Source organism: Planomonospora parontospora, from assembly GCA_014647935.1.
In the GTDB taxonomy this organism is placed as follows: domain Bacteria; phylum Actinomycetota; class Actinomycetes; order Streptosporangiales; family Streptosporangiaceae; genus Planomonospora; species Planomonospora parontospora.
Window position 1 is genome coordinate 51,475 of record BMQD01000010.1, and the last position, 12,243, is coordinate 63,717.

The window sequence follows — 12,243 nt, forward strand, 5'->3', positions numbered from 1 at the left end:
CGGACACGACAGGCGCGACACCCGTGCGCGGCCCCGCGCTCGACAGGATCGCCCGGCGGCTGGCGGCGGTCCTGCCGCCCGGGGCGGTGATCACCGATCCGGTGCGGCTGCGCACCTACGAGTGCGACGGGCTGACCCACCACCGGGCCGTCCCCGGGGTCGTCGTGCTCCCGGAGACCGCCGGGCAGATCGCCGCCGTGGTGCGGATCTGCAACGAGTACGGCGTGCCGTTCGTGGCCCGGGGCGCGGGCACCGGGCTGTCCGGCGGCGCGCTCCCGCGGACCGACGGCGTGCTGGTCGTCACCTCCAGGATGCGGCGCGTCCTGGAGGTCGACCTGCCGAACCGGCGGGCCGTGGTGGAGCCCGGCGTGACCAACCTGGCGATCACCGAGGCGGTCCGCCCGCACGGCTACTACTACGCGCCCGACCCCTCCAGCCAGCAGGTCTGCACGATCGGCGGGAACGTGGCGGAGAACTCCGGCGGCGCCCACTGCCTGAAGTACGGCTTCACGGTCAACCACGTGCTGGCCCTGGAGATCGTCACCCCGGACGGCGACATCGTCACCCTGGACGCCGACGACCCGGGCTACGACCTGCTGGGCGCGTTCGTCGGCTCGGAGGGCACGCTCGGGATCACCACGAAGGTCACCGTACGGCTGCTGCGCGCGCCGGAGGCCGTGACCACGCTGCTGGCGGCGTTCGGGAGCATCGAGCAGGGCGGGCGGGCCGTCTCGGCGATCATCGGCGGCGGCATCGTCCCGGCGGCGATCGAGATGATGGACGCGCTGGCGATCGAGGCCGCGGAGGCGGCCGTGGCCTGCGCCTACCCCGCCGGCGCGGGCGCGGTCCTCATCGTGGAGCTGGACGGGCCGGCCGCCGAGACGGCGCTCCAATCCGCCGAGGTGGAGCGGGTCTGCCTCGAGAGCGGCGCGTTCGAGCTGCGGACCGCCGCCGATCCCGCGGAGCGGGCCGCGATCTGGAAGGGCCGCAGGTCCGCCTTCGCCGCGGTCGGCCGGATCAGCCCCGCCTACATCGTGCAGGACGGCGTGGTCCCCCGGACCGCGCTGCCGGGCGTCCTGGCGAGCATCGACCGGCTCTCGGCCGAGCACGGCATCCGGGTGGCCAACGTCTTCCACGCCGGGGACGGCAACCTGCACCCGCTGGTGCTCTTCGACGACGCCGAGCCGGGCGCGGCCGAGCGGGCCGAGGCCGTCTCGGGCAGGATCCTCGACCTGTGCGTGGAGCACGGCGGATCCATCACCGGTGAGCACGGGGTCGGTGTTGACAAGGCACGATATATGCCGAAGATGTTCACCGACGACGATCTGGACACCATGCAACTGGTCCGCTGCGCCTTCGACTCCCGCGGCCTGTCCAACCCGGGCAAGGTCTTCCCGACCCCGCGCCTGTGCGGCGAGGTCCCGGGCGTCCGCCGGGGGGCGCACCCCCTGGTGGAGTCCGGCAGGGCGGAGCAGTTCTGATGGGCGCGCCGTACGGGAGCGCCGCGGTGGCGGCGCTGCGCGGGACCGGTGCGGAGATCCGGGACGCGGGTCCCGGCGACACCGTCGCCGGAGTCGTGCCCCGCTGGGTGGCCCTGCCGGGAAGCACCGAGGAGGTCGCGGCGCTGATGCGGGTCTGCGCCTCCCTCGACCTGGCGGCCGTGCCCACCGGCGGCGGCACCCGGCTGCACTGGGGGCGCCCGCCGGAGCGGTGCGACCTGCTGGTCGGCACCCGCCACCTGGACGGGATCCTGGAGCACGCCTCCGGCGACCTCGTCGTGCGGACGCAAGCGGGCGTGACCGCAGAGGCCCTGGCCGGGGCCCTCGCCGCCGCCGGCCAGGAGCTCGCCCTGGACGTCCCCGCCGGCGGCTCCACCGTCGGAGGCGTGCTCGCCACGGCCGCCGCCGGGCCGCGCAGGCTCCGCTACGGCACCGCCCGCGACCTGCTGATCGGGATCACCGTCGTGCTCGCGGACGGCACGGTCGCCCGGTCCGGCGGGAAGGTCGTGAAGAACGTCGCGGGCTACGACCTCGGCAAGCTCTTCACCGGCTCGTACGGCACGCTCGGGATCATCACCGAGGCCGCCTTCCGCCTCCACCCGGTCTCCCCGGTCCGCCGCTGGACCACCGTCCGCCTCCCCGGCCCGGACTCCTGGACGGTTCCGGACGGCTCCGGACGGCTCGAGGCTCCGATCGGCCCGATCGGCCCGACGGGACCGGCGGGACCGGCGGGACCGGCGGGCATGGGCGATCCGGTCGGCCCTGCTGATACCGCCGGCCCGATCGGCCCGGCCGCGCTCGCGTCAGCGCTCGCCGCCGCGCAGGCCGAACCGAGCGCGGTCGAGCTGGACTGGGCCGCGCCCTCCGGGGGCGTCACGGTCTCCGCGCTGTTCGAGGGGGCCGCGGCGGACGCGCGGGCGCAGGCCGTACAGGGCCTCGCCGGAGCCTGCGGACCGTGGGAGGTCGCCGGGGAGGCGCCCGCGTGGTGGGGGGAGACGCCGGGAAACGGGGTTCCGGGTGAGATCCTGCTGGAGCTGCGCGTCCCGCCCGCGTCCGCCGACCGCGCGCTGCGGGCGGTCGCCGCCAGGGGGCTGCCCGCCCGGGTGCGCGGTTCGCTGGCCTCGGCGGTCCTGCACGTCGCCCTGCCCGCGGAGACCGGCGGGCCGGAGTTCGCGGCGTTCGTGTCCGGGGTGCGCGACGACGTCCGTCCGCTCGGCGGCAGGCTGACCGTGCTCGCCGCGCCGCCGGAGCTCGCCCGGCGGGTGGACCCCTGGGGCCCGGTCGGGGCGCTCCCGCTGATGCGGCGGGTGAAGGAACGGTTCGACCCCGGCCGGAGGATGTCCCCCGGCCGGCTGGCGGAAGGCCTCTGACGTGGACCCCGACATCGACCCCCGCATCGGGCCCGGCATCGACCCCGGGTTGATCGGCGACTGCGTGCACTGCGGGTTCTGCCTGCCGTCCTGTCCCACCTACGTCCTGTGGGGCGAGGAGATGGACTCCCCCCGCGGCCGGATCCACCTGATGGGCCAGCACGTGGCGGGCACCCCGGTGACCGGCGAGATGGCCGGGCACTTCGACGCCTGCCTGGGCTGCATGGCGTGCGTGACGGCCTGCCCGTCCGGGGTGCGCTACGACCGGCTGATCGAGCAGACCCGGGCCGTGGTGGAGCGCGAGCACGTCCGCCCGCCCGCCGACCGGGCCGTGCGGGAGCTGGTCTTCCGGCTGTTCCCCTATCCCCGGCGGCTGCGGGCGATGCGGCTGCCGCTGCGGCTGGGCACCGGCCTGCGGCGACGGATCGCACCGGCGCTGGAGCGGGTCAGCCCGTCCCTGGCCGCGCTCGCCGACCTCGCCCCCGAGCCGGTACGGCACCGGCGGCTGCCGCGCCGGGTCCGGGCGGTCGGCAGGCGCCGGGCCACGGTCGGCCTGCTCACCGGATGCGTGCAGGGGGAGTTCTTCCCCCAGGTCAATGCGGCCACCGCCCGGGTGCTGGCGATGGAGGGCTGCGAGGTGGTGATCCCGCCCGCCCAGGGGTGCTGCGGCGCCCTGTCGCTGCACTCCGGCCGCCCCGGGCAGGCCGCGCGGTTCGCCCGGCGGACGATCGCCGCCTTCGAGCGGGCCGGCGTGGACACGGTCGTGGTCAACGCGGCCGGGTGCGGCTCCACCATGAAGGATTACACCGGGATCCTCGACGGCGGGTGGGCCGACCGGGCCGCCGCGATCAGGGTCGCGGACCTGGCCGAGTACCTCGTCGAGCTGGGGCCGGTCGCCACACGGCACCCGCTCCCGCTGACGGCCGCCTACCACGACGCATGCCACCTGGCCCACGCCCAGGGGATCCGGTCGCAGCCGCGCGAGCTGCTGGCCGCCGTGCCCGGCCTGGAGCTGAGGGAGATCGCCGAGTCGGCGATCTGCTGCGGCTCCGCCGGGACCTACAACATCCTCCAGCCCGAGGCCGCCCGCGAGCTCGGCGACCGCAAGGCGGAGCGGGTGCTCGCCACCGGCGCCGACCTGCTGGTCTCGGCCAACCCCGGCTGCACCATGCAGATCACCGCGGCGATCCGCCGCGCCGGCGCGACCCCGATCCCGGTCGCCCACACCGCCCAGGTCCTGGACGCCTCCCTGCGGGCCCTGCGGGAGATCGGGTGAGCGGGACGGGCGGTGCCATGGGCACGGTGCAGTCCGTCGACCGGGCGCTGGACCTGCTGGAGGCGCTCGCCGGGAAGGGCGGCGAGGCCGGGATCTCCGAGCTGTCCGCCGCGACCGGCCTGCCGTACGGGACCATCCACCGGTTGCTGCGCACGCTGCTGGCCCGGGGGTACGTGCGCCAGGAGTCCGACCGGCGCTACGCGCTGGGCGGGGCGCTGGTACGGCTCGGCGGGGTGGCCGAGCGCATGGTGGGCGCGTGGGCGCAGCCGTACCTGGAGAAGATGGTCGCGCTGTCCGGCGAGACGGCGAACCTGGCGGTGCTGGAGGGCGACTTCATCGTCTACGTCGCGCAGGTGCCCTCCCCCCGGCGGCTGCGGATGTTCGCCGAGGTGGGCAGGCGGGTCCTGCCGCACAGCACGGCGGTGGGCAAGGTGCTGCTGGCCGACCGGCCGGCCGGTGAGGTCGCCGCGCTCGTCGAGCGGACCGGCATGCCCCGGCGGACCGCCAACACCATCACCGACCTGTCCGACATGCTCGCCGAACTGGAGCGGGTCCGCGCCCGGGGGTACGCGATGGACCTGGGTGAGGAGGAGCTGGGCGTGCACTGCCTGGCCGTCGGGGTGCACGACGGCTCCCGGACGGTCGCCGCGATGTCGGTCTCCGGCCCGGCCGAGCGCATCGAGACGCTCGACCGGGAGGAGCTCGCCGAGGGCATGCGGCGGATCGCGGGCGACTTCGGCGCCGAGCTCGGCGGCTCCCTGTAGGACCGCCCGTCGGCGGATCTCCGTCGGCGGGTCCGCGCTGACGCATCCCCGTCGGCGGGCCTCCATCGGTGGGGAGGCGCTGACGGATGTCCGTCGGCGGGTCCTCGTTGACGGATGCCCGGGCGGGAGGAAGGGTCCGGGTAGGACGCGTCGCCGGGGCCCGCGCCGCGGATCCCGGCGGCACGCCACCCGGGGAACCGGGAACCGCAGGACCGGGGAGCCCGGAACCGGGAACCGCAGGACCGGGGAGCCGGCGGTCCCCGGCGGCGCCCCGCCCGCCGCGTGCCGAGCGAACGGAGAGACCGCATGTCCGCTCCAACCGACCCCACCGCCCCCGCGCCCTCCTCCGGCACGGCCGCGCCGGAGCAGCACCTGGCCGGGGACGTCCCCGCGCCGGAGGCCGGGCCCGCCGCCCGGGAGGCGCCGCTGACGCGGGGGCGCTACCGGAGCGGGGGCCCGGGCCACCTGCTGGAGCTGCGCGTGGACGTCGACGGCGTCCGCCCGCAGCACCGGGTCAGCGGCGACTTCTTCACCACCGCCGGGGAGACGGTCTCCTACACCGGCTCCTTCGTCGTGGACTCCCCCGCGGTCGACGTCTCCGGCGGCCAGGTCGTGATCACCGGCACGGGCGCCTTCACCTTCACCGCGGCGGCCTCGCAGGTGCGGGTGAGCATCCCGCTCCGCCCGGCCCCCGAGCCGCCGGGCGAGGCGACCGTGCGCTTCTCCACGCCCGGTGGCAGGCCCGGCGCCGCCTACCTGTGCCCCTTCGTCTCGCCGTACTTCCGCAGCGTGCTGCTGGAGCAGGACTCGGTGGCCGGCACGGTGCCGTTCACCTCCTACGACACCGCCTCGCTGCCCGGTCCCGCGGCGGTTCCGCCGCGCGAGCTGACGGTCGTGCGGGCCTACGCGGAGGCCGGCATCGAGCTGCAGCTGTCGGCCGCCGCGGACGTCATCGCGGCCGACGCCGCCGGGACCGACCTGGTCTGGGACGACGCCGAGCTGCACAACGCGATGGTGCGGCACTTCAGCCTGCACGCGGACGCGCCGCAGTGGAGGGTGTGGATGCTCCTGGCCAGCGCGCACGTCGGCGGCTACCGGGGGATCATGTTCGACTACGGCGACGCCTGCCAGCGCCAGGGCGCCGCGGTCTTCCACGACGCCGTCAAGGGCTCGACCCCGCAGGCGCTGCGCGCCCAGCTCCGCACCTACGTGCACGAGCTCGGCCACGCCTTCAACCTGCTGCACTCCTGGCAGAAGAACCTGGCCGACCCGCCCCGGCCCCTCGGCCCCAACCACGGCTTCGGGGACCTGAGCTGGATGAACTACGTCCAGCACTACCGGCCCCTGTCCGGGGCCGGCGGCGAGGCCGCCTACTGGGCCGCCTTCCCCTTCCAGTTCACCGACGACGAGCTGGTCCACCTCCGGCACGGCCACCACCGCGACGTCGTCATGGGGGCGAACCCCTTCGGGCGGGGCGCCGCCGAGATCTCTCCGGAGCTCTTCGACGAGCCGGTCGAGGACCGGTCCGGGCTCGCCCTGGAACTGCGCGCCAAGGACGCCTTCGAGTTCGGCGAACCGGTGGTCGTGGAGCTCAAGCTCCGCACCACCGACCTGCGCGGCCGTACCACGCACGGCCACCTCCACCCGGCCACCGACTTCACGCACGTCGCGATCACCCGGCCCTCCGGCCGGACCGTGCTCTACCGGCCGGTGATGCGCCACTGCGTGGACGACACCGCCGACACCGCCGAGGTGCGGCTCGACGCGGACGACCCGGCGATCTACCGCAGCGCCTACATCGGGCACGGCGCCGACGGGCACTACTTCGCCGAGCCCGGTGAGTACCGCGTCCGGGCGCAGTACCTCGCCGCGGACGGGTCGCGGATCGTCTCCCCGGTGCTGTCCGTCCGGGTCCGCCACCCCGTCGCCCGGGCCGACCAGGAGGTCGCCGAGCTGATGCTGGGCGAGCAGGCCGGCGCGCTGCTGTCCCTGCTCGGCTCCGACTCCCCCGCCCTCGCCGCCGGCAACGACGCCCTGTGCGAGGTCATCACCAGGTACGGTGGGCATCCCCTGGCGGTGTACGCGCGCATGGTGCGGGGCGTCAACGCCGAGCGGGGGTTCAAGGACCTCGCCGCGGACGCCCGCCGGCTGACGGTCCGCCCGCCCGACGCCGAGGAGAGCATCCGCCAGCTGTCCGCGGTGGCGGAGGCCTCGGCGGGCGACGGCGGGGTCGACAACATCACCCTCAACATGGTGATGCGCCGCCTCGCCTCCGCCCAGGCGAAACAGGGCGACCTGGAGCGGGCCTCCGGCACGCTCGACCGGATGGTCCGCACCTTCGAGGCCAAGCGCCTGCGGCCCGCCGTGCTGGAGCGGATCCGCCGCCAGGCCGAGGCCGCCCGGGAGGACCTCGCCGCCGAGGCGGGCCTGCGGGAGCGGGAGCCGGACGGCCCCGTCAGCGGCCCCGTCAGCGGCCCCCGGCCGACGGGGTGAGGTCCAGGTCGCTGCCCTGCGGGACCGGGACCACGGTGACCTGACCCTTCTGGATGGCCTGCCAGAGCACGGCGCCGTTCGGGCCGAGGACCTTGACGAGGTCCTTGATGGACTCGATCTCGGTGCGGACCTTGGCGTTGCGCTGGGCCTGCGCGGCGTTCTCCGCCTTCGCGGCCTGCTCCGCGGAGAGCGCGGCGACCAGGTTCTCCGGCGGTTCGGGCTTCTGGATGGTGAGCGAGATGTCGCCGCACTCACCGCTGCCGGCGTAGTTCTGGCCGCAGAAGTAGCCCGCTCCCGCCGCCTCCTTGATGAACTCCCGGGCGAGCTGCCCGACCCGGGCCTCCCACTGCTGCTTGACCTTCGGGTCGTTGAACAGTCCTCGCCACTCGAACTCCTGCGAGGCGGCGTCCAGCGCCCGGTCCAGCGGCACGCGCATGTAGATGCCGAGCATCCGCCGCCAGCCGTCCGACGACTCCCCCTCCTCCTCGAAGTAGGCGCGGAACTTCAGGCCGATCTTCTCGTGGAACTGCCTCAGGGTCCTGCAGTCGGTGTTCAGGGTGAAGGTGGCCACTCCCGAGACCTTCATCTCCACGTTGTCCTTGCTGACCACCGAGAGCGGCTGGGACTCGGCGTCCTCCGCCCCGGAGAAGTCGAAGGTCCGCTGGCCGAACGGGTAGGAGTAGGCCGTGTCACCGGGGCCGAGCATGGTGGCTCCGCTGGACGGGTTGATGCACCGCTCGAACTTGATCGCCTCGAAGGTCCCGCCCGCGTAGTGCAGGACGATCTCGTCGGGCCGGGTGCTCACCCTGGAGCAGCCGCTGAGCACGGCGCCGAGCACCACCAGTGCACCGACGGCCAGCAGGAAGCCCTTCAGCAGCAGCCGGCGCCCGCCGGACCCGCCCCGCGCCCTGTCGCTCATCATGATCTCCTCGATCCTCCGCCTGTCGAAGAGCGGCCCGCTCGCGGACGCCCCCGTTCCGCTCCGGGGGTCCTCGGGTCCGCGTGCGCCGCGGTCCGCCCGTCCCCCGCCGGCCTTCCCCGCGCCCATCAGCACGTCCTTTATGCCTGCTTTGCCTGCAGCGGATCCTATTGCTCCCATCCTTCGGACCGCAGCGGTGTTCCGGGAACCGGATAGCGTCCAGTGGCGGAGTAGGGGATGAGGGCGCGGACGCGCCCCGGGAAAGGACCCCTTCCACATGACTGGACGAAACGGGTGATGGCGCTGGCGCTCTTCCAGCGGGCCGGGACACCCGTCCCGCCCTCCGGCGCCCCCGGATCCGACGGGCTCGACGGGCCCGCCTCCGACGCGGCGCTGATCGAAGGGTCACTGGCCGATCCCGACGGGTTCGCCGGGCTCTTCGACCGGCACGCCGACGAGATCCACCGGTACGCCGCCCGGCGGCTGGACGACGCCTCCACGGCCGACGACGTGACCGCGGAGACGTTCCTGGTCGCCTTCCGCAAACGCGCCCGGTACGACCTGTCCAGGGCCGACGCCCGGCCCTGGCTGTACGGCATCGCCTCGAACCTGATCTCCGGCCACCGCAGGGCCGAGACCCGCAGGCTCAAGGCGCTCGCCCGTTCCTTCCGGCACGCCCCGGAGCAGGCCGCCGGCTTCGAGGAGCGCAGCGCGGAACGGGTGACCGCCGACCGGCTCCGGCCCGCCCTGGCCGCCGCGCTGGCCCGGCTGAGCTCCGCCGAGCGCGACCTGCTGCTGCTGGTGGCCTGGGCCGAGCTGACCTACGAGGAGGCCGCCGAGGCCCTCGGGATCCCGGTCGGGACCGTGCGCTCACGGCTCTCCCGGACCCGGACCAAGATCCGCCGTTTCCTGGACTCCCTGGAGCCGCACGCATGAACGAGGACGAGATCCAGCTGGTGGCCCGCATCCGGCCGGACACGGCGCCGTACGACCCGGCGGCGAAGGCCGCGGCCCGGCGGGGGCTGGCCGCGGCGTCCGCCGGACGGACGCCCGTGCGCTCCCTGTGGCGCAGACCCTGGGTGGCGCTGCCGGCCGGAGCGCTGGCGCTGGCGGTGGGCGTCACCGCCACCGTGCTGACCGGCGGTACGGGCCCGGAGCGGGGCCCGGTGCAGGAGGTCGTGGTGGCGCTGCCGCGGCTCGCTCCCATGTCGGCGAGCGAGGTGCTGGGCAGGGCCGCGCGCGCCGCCGCCCGGACCGATCTGGAACCGCGTGACGACCAGTTCGTCAAGGTCGAGTCGGAGACCATGTACGGCGCGTTCACCGTCGCCGGGGAGGGGAAGGGCGAGGAGTCGCGCCACCTCTACCGGACGAGGCGGGTGATCTGGCAGTCCGCCGACGGCACCAGGGAGGGCTCGCTCCGGATCGAGCACCTGGAGCCGAAGGCCTACCCCGGCTGGCCGATCCCGGAGAGCGCGTACGAGGAGGCCGGCACCGTCGACCTGCACCGGCTCCCGGTCTGCGATCCGGTCCCCGGCCACCTGCGCACCGACCACGCGGCGGTCAGGCGGCTGCCGGCCGACGCCGAGGGGATGCGCGCCCACCTCTACACCGGGGACCGGGGCGGCGACTCCAGGGACGAGGCCGCGTGGACGCGGGTGGGCGACCTGTTGCGGGAGAACTACGTGCCCGCCGCGCAGCGGGCCGCGCTGTTCGAGGCGGCGGCGACGATCCCCGGGGTGGACGCCGTCGGCGACGCCGAGGACGCCGCGGGCCGCAAGGGCATCGGCGTGGGCCGGGTCGGCCCGGACGGGGTCCGCGAGGACTTGGTCTTCCACCCGGGGACCTTCGAGCTCCTGGGCGAGCGCGGCATCGTCGTGGACGAGAAGCGGGCCCAGTCCCCCGCGGGCAGCCTCGTCGCCTCCACCGCGCAGCTCTCGGTCACCGTGGTCGACGAGGCGCCCCGGGTCGAGGAGGAGGCCGCCGGCTGCGGCTGATCCGGAGCTCGCCCGGCGCGTACGGAGGCCATCATCGCGCCGGGTGATCGCGGTCCCGCCCGCCGGCCCCTCCGGCGGGCGGGAACGGACGGAGGCGGCCGGGCATCCCGGCCGAAGTTTTTAATGAAGGCCCGGCAGTCCCGCGGCGCCGTCCGGGAAGGCATGATCCATGAGACAGCGCAGCATGTTCGTCAGGATCGCCCTCGCCACCGCCGGGACCGCCATCCTCCTCTCCTCCGGGGGCGCTGCCTCCGCGACCCGCATCGAGAGCGCTCCGGGAGCCGCGAGCGCCCGGCCCACCACGGTCGGCACCGCCTCACTCCCCGCGGCGGGAGTCTCCTCGCGGCAGGCTGCGCAGATCGCCAGGGGGAAAGTGCCCGGCGCCCGCGTCACCAGGGTCAGGCGCGTGTGGGACCAGGGCATCTGGAACTGGCGGGTGGAGCTGGTGAAGGCTCCGTGGAGGTACGACCTCTTCGTCTCGGTCCGCAGCGGCAGGGTCGTCAGAATCAAGATCAACTACGGTTACTGACCGTCGTCAGTCGTGCACGCGGTGGGCCGGCAGACCACCCGCCCCGCAGCGCACCTCGACCTTGACGTCGGCCTCGTCCGACTCGAACTCGACACGCGCCCGGGCGGCGGGGCCGCGCTCCACGTCGTCCACCTGGAAGCCCTGCGCGGGACTCCACGCCCGCAGCACGACGAGGCCGCCGTCGCATCGGGCGATCACGTTCCCGCCCGCCGTGGTGATCGCCCGGCTCCGGCCGTTCCCCGGCCCCGTGGCCGGAGGCGCGGACGCGTCCCCCACGGGAGTGGCCGAGGGGGTGCCGGAGGGAGTGGACCCGGTCACGGGAGCGGAGGAGGTGTCCGAGGGAGTGGACCCGGTCTCGGGAGCGGAGGTGCTCCCCGGCTCCGGGCCGGCGCCGCCGGACGGGACGGCGGCGTCCGGACCGGCCGCGGCCGACGGAACGGTCTCCGGGGGGAGGGCTCGGGCGAGCGCCTCCTCGACCTCGGCGGAGGAGAGCGGGCGGTGCGCCGAGGCGGTCAGCGGCTCGCCCAGGAAGGTGACCGCCGCCACCCCCGCCCCGGTCGCGAGGGCACCGGTGACCAGCCATCCGGCCATGACGAGGGGGAGCCTGCTGCGCATTCCCCCACCTTCCCACCCCGTCCCGCCTCCGGCGCTAAGGCATGGTTAAGGGACCGATAACGCGGTTCCGGCACCGCTCCGGCCCGGCTAACGTGACGGCAAATGCCGAACGTGCTGCTCATCGAGGACGACGCCGCGATCCGCACCTCCCTCGCCCGAGGTCTGCGGGAGCGCGGCCACGCCGTACTGTCCGCTCCCGCCGCCCTGGACGGCCTCCGTCTGGCCGTCGAGGAGCGCCCCGACCTCATCGTGCTCGACCTGGGCCTCCCCGACCTCGACGGCCTGGACCTGCTGCGCATGCTCCGCGCGGTCAGCCGTGTCCCGGTGATCGTCGCCACCGCCCGGGACGGTGACGCCGAGATGGTCAGGCTGCTGGACGCGGGCGCCGACGACTACGTGGTCAAGCCGTTCACCGCGACCCAGCTGGACGCCCGGATCCGAGCCGTGCTCCGCAGGTCGGGCGAGAGCCGTACGGACGGCTCGGTGACCGTCGGCGGGCTGCGGATGGACCCGCGCACCCGGGAGGCGACCCTGGACGGCGCGCCGCTGGACCTCAGCCCCCGGGAGTTCGACCTGCTCCACTACCTGGCGGCCCGGCCGGGCGAGGTGATCACCAAGCGCGAGCTGCTCACCCACGTCTGGCAGGTCCCCTACGGAGGGGCGGACAAGACGGTGGACGTCCACCTGTCCTGGCTCCGCCGCAAGCTGGGCGAGACGTCCGCCGCGCCCCGCTACCTGCAGACCGTGCGCGGCGTGGGCGTACGGCTGGCCGCGCCGTCATGAG

11 protein-coding genes are annotated in these 12,243 nt (G+C 75.0%); 9 read left to right on the forward strand and 2 right to left on the reverse strand.

Translation table 11 applies throughout. The annotated features are described in order from the left end of the window. Window positions 1–47 precede the first annotated feature (47 nt). From IEZ07_RS16935 to IEZ07_RS16955, 5 genes are all read left to right on the forward strand, one after another. Window positions 48–1,481 carry an FAD-linked oxidase C-terminal domain-containing protein gene (locus IEZ07_RS16935; RefSeq protein WP_239320098.1) on the forward strand — a complete coding sequence of 478 codons (1,434 nt, stop codon included), beginning with the start codon at window positions 48–50 and terminating at the stop codon, window positions 1,479–1,481. After that, window positions 1,481–2,869, forward strand: a complete 1,389-nt coding sequence (locus IEZ07_RS16940) for an FAD-binding oxidoreductase (protein ID WP_191895641.1) — start codon at window positions 1,481–1,483, stop codon at window positions 2,867–2,869. Before IEZ07_RS16935 ends, IEZ07_RS16940 begins: the two co-directional genes overlap by 1 nt. A 37-nt stretch (window positions 2,870–2,906) precedes the next feature. Continuing rightward, complete coding sequence (locus tag IEZ07_RS16945) at window positions 2,907–4,145, forward strand: (Fe-S)-binding protein (RefSeq protein ID WP_191895791.1); 1,239 nt, start codon at window positions 2,907–2,909, stop codon at window positions 4,143–4,145. Then, the gene (locus IEZ07_RS16950; protein WP_275413819.1) at window positions 4,142–4,909 is read left to right on the forward strand and encodes an IclR family transcriptional regulator; all 768 of its coding nucleotides are present in this window, start codon (window positions 4,142–4,144) and stop codon (window positions 4,907–4,909) included. Before IEZ07_RS16945 ends, IEZ07_RS16950 begins: the two co-directional genes overlap by 4 nt. A gap of 306 nt (window positions 4,910–5,215) precedes the next feature. Beyond that, window positions 5,216–7,402, forward strand: a complete 2,187-nt coding sequence (locus IEZ07_RS16955; protein ID WP_191895642.1) for a hypothetical protein — start codon at window positions 5,216–5,218, stop codon at window positions 7,400–7,402. Here the strand turns inward: IEZ07_RS16955 and IEZ07_RS16960 are convergent. Next, window positions 7,377–8,321, reverse strand: a complete 945-nt coding sequence (locus IEZ07_RS16960) for an SPFH domain-containing protein (protein ID WP_191895643.1) — start codon at window positions 8,319–8,321, stop codon at window positions 7,377–7,379. The two genes, IEZ07_RS16955 and IEZ07_RS16960, sit on opposite strands and share 26 nt — an antisense overlap. Window positions 8,322–8,618: 297 nt before the next feature. Here IEZ07_RS16960 and IEZ07_RS16965 point away from each other — a divergent pair, with 297 nt between their 5' ends. From IEZ07_RS16965 to IEZ07_RS16975, 3 genes are all read left to right on the forward strand, one after another. Continuing rightward, window positions 8,619–9,257 (forward strand): RNA polymerase sigma factor, encoded by a 639-nt coding sequence (locus IEZ07_RS16965; protein WP_084008265.1) that lies wholly within the window; start codon window positions 8,619–8,621, stop codon window positions 9,255–9,257. Next, a complete protein-coding gene (locus tag IEZ07_RS16970; RefSeq protein WP_191895644.1) occupies window positions 9,254–10,315 on the forward strand; it encodes a CU044_5270 family protein in 1,062 nt (353 codons plus the stop codon). The genes IEZ07_RS16965 and IEZ07_RS16970 overlap by 4 nt, the downstream gene beginning before the upstream one ends. 169 nt (window positions 10,316–10,484) lie before the next feature. After that, the gene (locus IEZ07_RS16975; RefSeq protein ID WP_239320047.1) at window positions 10,485–10,844 is read left to right on the forward strand and encodes a PepSY domain-containing protein; all 360 of its coding nucleotides are present in this window, start codon (window positions 10,485–10,487) and stop codon (window positions 10,842–10,844) included. A gap of 6 nt (window positions 10,845–10,850) precedes the next feature. Here the strand turns inward: IEZ07_RS16975 and IEZ07_RS16980 are convergent, their stop codons facing one another. Next, window positions 10,851–11,459 carry a hypothetical protein gene (locus tag IEZ07_RS16980; RefSeq protein ID WP_191895645.1) on the reverse strand — a complete coding sequence of 203 codons (609 nt, stop codon included), beginning with the start codon at window positions 11,457–11,459 and terminating at the stop codon, window positions 10,851–10,853. A gap of 102 nt (window positions 11,460–11,561) precedes the next feature. On the opposite strand from IEZ07_RS16980, the gene IEZ07_RS16985 reads away from it, so the two are divergent. Next, the gene (locus IEZ07_RS16985) at window positions 11,562–12,242 is read left to right on the forward strand and encodes a response regulator transcription factor (RefSeq protein WP_068896905.1); all 681 of its coding nucleotides are present in this window, start codon (window positions 11,562–11,564) and stop codon (window positions 12,240–12,242) included. Window position 12,243: the final 1 nt, after the last annotated feature.

What these genes read in the sequence shown, in the direction of transcription:
- IEZ07_RS16940 (WP_191895641.1), top strand. Translation starts at nt 1,481, where the DNA reads ATGGGCGCGCCGTACGGGAGCGCCGCGGTGGCGGCGCTGCGCGGGACC.
- IEZ07_RS16965 (WP_084008265.1), top strand. Translation starts at nt 8,619, where the DNA reads ATGGCGCTGGCGCTCTTCCAGCGGGCCGGGACACCCGTCCCGCCCTCC.
- IEZ07_RS16975 (WP_239320047.1), top strand. Translation starts at nt 10,485, where the DNA reads ATGAGACAGCGCAGCATGTTCGTCAGGATCGCCCTCGCCACCGCCGGG.
- IEZ07_RS16960 (WP_191895643.1), bottom strand. Translation starts at nt 8,321, where the DNA reads ATGAGCGACAGGGCGCGGGGCGGGTCCGGCGGGCGCCGGCTGCTGCTG.
- IEZ07_RS16980 (WP_191895645.1), bottom strand. Translation starts at nt 11,459, where the DNA reads ATGCGCAGCAGGCTCCCCCTCGTCATGGCCGGATGGCTGGTCACCGGT.
- IEZ07_RS16955 (WP_191895642.1), top strand. Translation starts at nt 5,216, where the DNA reads ATGTCCGCTCCAACCGACCCCACCGCCCCCGCGCCCTCCTCCGGCACG.
- IEZ07_RS16985 (WP_068896905.1), top strand. Translation starts at nt 11,562, where the DNA reads ATGCCGAACGTGCTGCTCATCGAGGACGACGCCGCGATCCGCACCTCC.
- IEZ07_RS16970 (WP_191895644.1), top strand. Translation starts at nt 9,254, where the DNA reads ATGAACGAGGACGAGATCCAGCTGGTGGCCCGCATCCGGCCGGACACG.